The sequence below is a fragment of the Streptomyces sp. P5F9 genome, assembly GCF_057961495.1.
In genome coordinates this window covers 1-4,678 of record NZ_JBXVPZ010000623.1, presented here as the reverse complement: position 1 = coordinate 4,678, position 4,678 = coordinate 1, and the positions used below count along the sequence as shown (strand labels likewise).

Here is a 4,678-nt window from a genome sequence, read left to right as displayed (position 1 = left end):
GGGTGGAGGAATCCGGCCTGTCCGAACTCCCCGCCCCCTCAACCCCGCCAGGGCAGCTCCGCCGTGATCCGGGTAGGCCCACCCACCGGCGAGTCCACCACCAGAATGCCGTCCACGGCATCGAGCCGCCCGGCAAGACCGGCCAGCCCCGAACCGCCGGAGGCATCCGCGCCGCCCACCCCGTTGTCCACGACCTGAAGCATCAGCCGGTTCTCCACCCGCCACACATCAACGGCCGCCCACGTCGCCTTCGCGTGCTTGCTGATGTTCTGCAGCAGCTCGGAGACGGTGAAGTACGCGATCCCCTCGATGGCCGCCGCCGGCCGCGCAGGCAGATCCACCTCCACCTGCACCGGCACCGTGCAGCGTGAGGCCACGGAGGACAGGGCGGCATCCAGCCCGCGGTCGGTCAGCACCGCCGGGTGGATCCCGCGCGCCAGATCCCGCAGCTCCTGCAAGGCCGTCTTCACCTCACCGTGCGCCTCGCCCACCATCCGCGCCGCGGCCTCCGGGTCCTCCGTCAGCTTCTCCTTGGCCAGCCCCAGATCCATGGCCAGGGCCACCAGCCGGGCCTGCGCCCCGTCGTGCAGGTCGCGCTCGATCCGCCGTAGATCGGCCGCCGCCGTGTCGACGACGACACCCCGGTCCGACTCCAGTTCCACGACCCGGGTGGCCAGCGTCGACGGTCCGAGGAGCCCGTGCACCATGAGCCGGTCGACCATCGTCAGGGCCCGCACGATCCACGGCGTGGCCAGCGTGAACAGCAGTCCGACCAGCGCGGTCACGGTGATCTCGAAGGGGTTGTCCAGATAGATCCGGTGGTGCTCGTCGCCGTAGAGCTGGAGGCCGCCCCCACCGCCGTACATCGGGAAGAGCCAGAACCACAGCGGGTACGTCAGGAGGGCCCAGCCGTATGCCCAGAAGTTGAGGGCGACGACGAAGGAGAAGACCGCCCACGGGAAGTGCAGCACGGCGTACAGCAGGTGGCGCCAGGACGTGCCGCTCTTGAGGACGGCGCCCATCCAGGCCATCGGGCCGTTCTTCCTCATGCGCAGCGGCTCGGGGTCGGCGACGTCCAGGTCGAGCAGGCGGCGGGCCCGCGCCCGTTCCAGCGCGCCGAAACCGCGGCAGCCGGCCAGGGCGCCCGCCAGGACCGGGACGCCGAGGAAGGTGATCAGCAGGCCCGCGCCCAGCGACACCATCGTGACGGCGTAGGTGAAGAGCAGGATGCTGATCGGCAGGCTCAGCAGCACATAGCCGAACTCCCGCCAGCTGCGCGCCTCAAGGGGTGCGCGCAGCGCGATCGGCAACCGGTGCCGGCGCTGACGCCGCTCGTCGAGGTCGAACATGCCGTGCGATCCGTACCCCTGCCCGTACTCCGTGGCCATTGAAGTCGTCCCGTTCTACTCGTTTCCGCAGCCGTGCTGTCGTATCCCCAGACTGCTCGGCCGCAGGTCCACGAACCATGGAGTCCGTCGGCCTCTCGGGAGGGGGGTTTTCCCTACCTCCGGGGTGGCTCGGAGGTCCGTTCCCGCCACGGCAGTTCCGCCGTGACCGTCGTAGGGCCGCCCGGCGGGGAGTCGAGGACGAACAGGCCGTCGACCGCGCCGAGCCGGTCGGCGAGGCCGCGCATGCCGGTGCCGCCGTCGAGGTTCGCGCCGCCGCGGCCGTCGTCCCAGACCTGGATGAGCAGGCGGTCCTCCGACCGCCACACGTCGACCGACGCCGTACGGGCGCCGCTGTGCTTGCTGATGTTCTGCAGCAGCTCGGAGACGGTGAAGTACGCGATGCCCTCGATGGCGGCGGCCGGGCGCGCGCCCAGGTCGGCCGTCACCTTCACCGGCACCGTGCAGCGCGAGGCGACGGAGGACAGGGCCGCGTCGAGCCCACGGTCCGTCAGCACGGCCGGGTGGATCCCGCGCGCCAGATCCCGCAGTTCCTGCAACGCCAGCTTCACCTCGCCGTGCGCCTCGTCGACCATCGCGGCGACCTGCTCGTCGGCCCGGCCCTCCAGCAGTTTCTCCTTGGCCAGCCCCAGCCCCATCGCCAGATTGACCAGCCGGGCCTGCGCCCCGTCGTGCAGGTCGCGCTCGATCCGCCGCAGATCCGCCGCCGCCGTGTCGACGACGACACCCCGGTCGGACTCCAACTCGGCGATACGGCGCTCCAGTTCGTCGGAGGGGGAGAGGAGGCCGCGCACCATCGCCCGGTCCGCGTTCGCCAGCCCGCGCGCGATGAACGGCAGCACCGGCCACAGCACGAACAACGAGGTCAGCGTGACGGTGAAGGTGACGATGCCCCACGGCAACCGCATCCCGTCGTACAGCACCGTCCGCCAGCCCACCGGGTCCTTCAGCGCCATCCACACCCGTTGCAGCAGCCCGCCGCCCTTGCGCCACGGCAACGGGCTCGGCTCGTCGATCCGCACCCCGAGCAGCCGCCGGGCCCGGCCCCGCTCGAACTTCCCCATCAGCCGCGCGCCCATCAACCCCAGCGCGAGCAGCGGGAACCCGACCACGGTGACGGTCAGCCCGGCGCTGATGAACAGCATCGTCACCACATAGACGAAGCCGAACACCGACACCGGTAGGTTCGTCAGGAGATGCGCGATCTCCTTCCAGGTGTGTCTGTCGTAGGCGAAGCGGGCCGGCGGCAGCGGCTTGTCGAGTTCGCCGCCGGGTGCCGCCGGGTCGGCGTAGGGAATGCGTACGGTCATATGGGCCAGCGTGCCGCGCGACGCGCTCCGGCGCCATGAGGTCCGCCGCCCGGGTCTGCTGGGGAAAACCCCACCATCGTGTCCGTCCCGTCATTCCGAGCGGATCTCAAGCCGTGACGGGCTGCTTACCGTGCCTTTAACAGGGCCTAGACTCCCGTGCGTACAGATCGTCGAACACAGAGTTCACATGGGTCACGGGGGCACCCGGTCACCGGAGCGGCCCGTGGGGAAGCCTGTGCGGAGGAGGAGGGGTCGGACTTGCGGGAGACGTTGCCGGACACCTTGCGGGAGCCGACCGTGGTCGTCGCGGCGGACTACTTCCGGTCCTACTCCGTCGTGGGACTGCTCACCGTCGTCGGCGTGCTCTTCGTCGCCGTGGCCTTCGGCGCGGGCCGGCTGCTGCGCCCGGTCGTCCCCACCCCCGAGAAGCTCCTCACGTACGAGTGCGGCGTCGACCCCGTCGGCGAGGGCTGGGCCCACACCCAAGTCCGGTACTACGTCTACGCGTTCCTGTACGTCATCTTCGCCGTCGACTCGATCTTCCTCTTCCCCTGGGCGACGGTCTTCGCCGCACCGGGCTACGGCGCGACCACCCTCGTCGAGATGTTCGTCTTCCTCGGCTTCCTGACCGTGGGCCTGCTGTACGCATACAAGAAGGGCGTCCTGGCATGGACGTGACGCCAGACATGACCTCCTCCTCCTCCTCGTCTTCGCCGTCGCCGGAACCGGTGTACCTCCCCGAGCCGAAACGCCTCGGCGCCCTCGCCCGCCTCGCCCCCGAACCCATGAAGGTGGTCCTCAACTGGGGCCGCCGCTACTCCCTCTGGGTCTTCAACTTCGGCCTCGCCTGCTGCGCCATCGAGTTCATCGCCGCCTCCATGGCCCGCCACGACTTCATCCGCCTGGGTGTCATCCCCTTCGCGCCGGGCCCGCGCCAAGCCGACCTGATGGTGGTCTCCGGCACGGTCACGGACAAGATGGCCCCGGCCGTGAAACGCCTCTACGAGCAGATGCCCGAGCCCAAATACGTCATCTCCTTCGGCGCGTGCAGCAACTGCGGCGGCCCGTACTGGGACTCCTACTCGGTCACCAAGGGCGTCGACCAGATCATCCCGGTCGACGTCTACGTCCCCGGCTGCCCGCCCCGCCCCGAAGCCCTCCTCCAGGGCATCCTCAAACTCCAGGAGAAGATCGCCCGGGAGTCGCTGGGGGAGCGGTACGGGGCGACTGCCGCGGGCCGTCCTTCTACGGCTGCGCTACAGAGCGGGTTGGTGCCGGTGCCGGTGCCGGTGTCTGATGGGGGTTCTGCAGGTGCGGGCTCGCCCTCCGACGGGGGCTCGGGTGATGCCCGATGACCGCCGTCGGCTGGCTGCCCGCCCCGGTTGAGGAGTTGTTCGGTACGGAGTCCACTGCCGAGGAGTCCTACGACCTCCTCACGGTCGACGTACCCCCCGCCAGCTGGCTCACCGCGCTGCGCACCGCCCGCGACGACCTGGGCTGCACCTACTTCGACTGGCTGAGCGCGGTCGACGAACCAGGCACCGGCTTCCGCGTCTCCGCCCACGTCGTGGCCCTGTCACCGGTACGCCGTCTCCTCGTCCGTACGACCGTCCCGCACGAGACCCCGGCACTCCCCACCGCCGTCGACGTCTACGCGGGCGCCGCCTGGCACGAACGCGAGACCCACGAAATGTTCGGCGTCGACTTCGAGGGCCACCCGGCACTGGACCACCTCCTCCTCCCGGAAACCTTCGAGGGCCACCCCCTCCGCAAGGACTTCGTCCTCGCGGCCCGAGTCGCCAAGGCCTGGCCCGGAGCGAAGGAACCGGGCGAGTCCGACCACGGAGGCCCGAAACGCCGCCAGATGCTCCCGCCGGGCGTGCCCGACCCGAACGAGTGGGGCCCCTTGAAGGGCCGGCTCCCGGCGGCTCCGGCACGGCCTGCGCGGGGGGCGGGGCGGGC

General features: G+C 70.5%; 5 protein-coding genes. 3 read left to right on the top strand and 2 right to left on the bottom strand.

The genetic code is table 11. The features are described 5' to 3' along the window. Positions 1-38: 38 nt before the first annotated feature. Together AC31A1_RS47120 and AC31A1_RS47115 are read right to left on the bottom strand one after the other, a co-directional pair. Positions 39-1,388: a sensor histidine kinase gene (locus tag AC31A1_RS47120; RefSeq protein ID WP_489659213.1), complete on the bottom strand. Its 1,350-nt coding sequence runs from the start codon at positions 1,386-1,388 to the stop codon at positions 39-41. A 113-nt stretch (positions 1,389-1,501) separates the two neighbouring features. Next, positions 1,502-2,716: a sensor histidine kinase gene (locus AC31A1_RS47115; RefSeq protein WP_489659212.1), complete on the bottom strand. Its 1,215-nt coding sequence runs from the start codon at positions 2,714-2,716 to the stop codon at positions 1,502-1,504. 258 nt (positions 2,717-2,974) lie between these two features. On the opposite strand from AC31A1_RS47115, the gene AC31A1_RS47110 reads away from it, so the two are divergent. The 3 genes from AC31A1_RS47110 to AC31A1_RS47100 form a co-directional block, all read left to right on the top strand. Next, positions 2,975-3,394 (top strand): NADH-quinone oxidoreductase subunit A, encoded by a 420-nt coding sequence (locus AC31A1_RS47110; RefSeq protein WP_393759983.1) that lies wholly within the window; start codon positions 2,975-2,977, stop codon positions 3,392-3,394. Beyond that, positions 3,385-4,071, top strand: coding sequence for an NADH-quinone oxidoreductase subunit B (locus tag AC31A1_RS47105; RefSeq protein ID WP_489659211.1), 687 nt, complete (start codon positions 3,385-3,387; stop codon positions 4,069-4,071). Before AC31A1_RS47110 ends, AC31A1_RS47105 begins: the two co-directional genes overlap by 10 nt. Next, positions 4,068-4,678 (top strand): NADH-quinone oxidoreductase subunit C (locus AC31A1_RS47100; RefSeq protein WP_489659210.1); only part of this gene is annotated, 611 nt, incomplete at its 3' end. The genes AC31A1_RS47105 and AC31A1_RS47100, both read left to right, overlap by 4 nt.

Excerpts from the sequence above, each read along its gene's own strand:
- AC31A1_RS47120 (WP_489659213.1), bottom strand. The coding sequence starts at position 1,388 with ATGGCCACGGAGTACGGGCAGGGGTACGGATCGCACGGCATGTTCGAC.
- AC31A1_RS47115 (WP_489659212.1), bottom strand. The coding sequence starts at position 2,716 with ATGACCGTACGCATTCCCTACGCCGACCCGGCGGCACCCGGCGGCGAA.
- AC31A1_RS47105 (WP_489659211.1), top strand. The coding sequence starts at position 3,385 with ATGGACGTGACGCCAGACATGACCTCCTCCTCCTCCTCGTCTTCGCCG.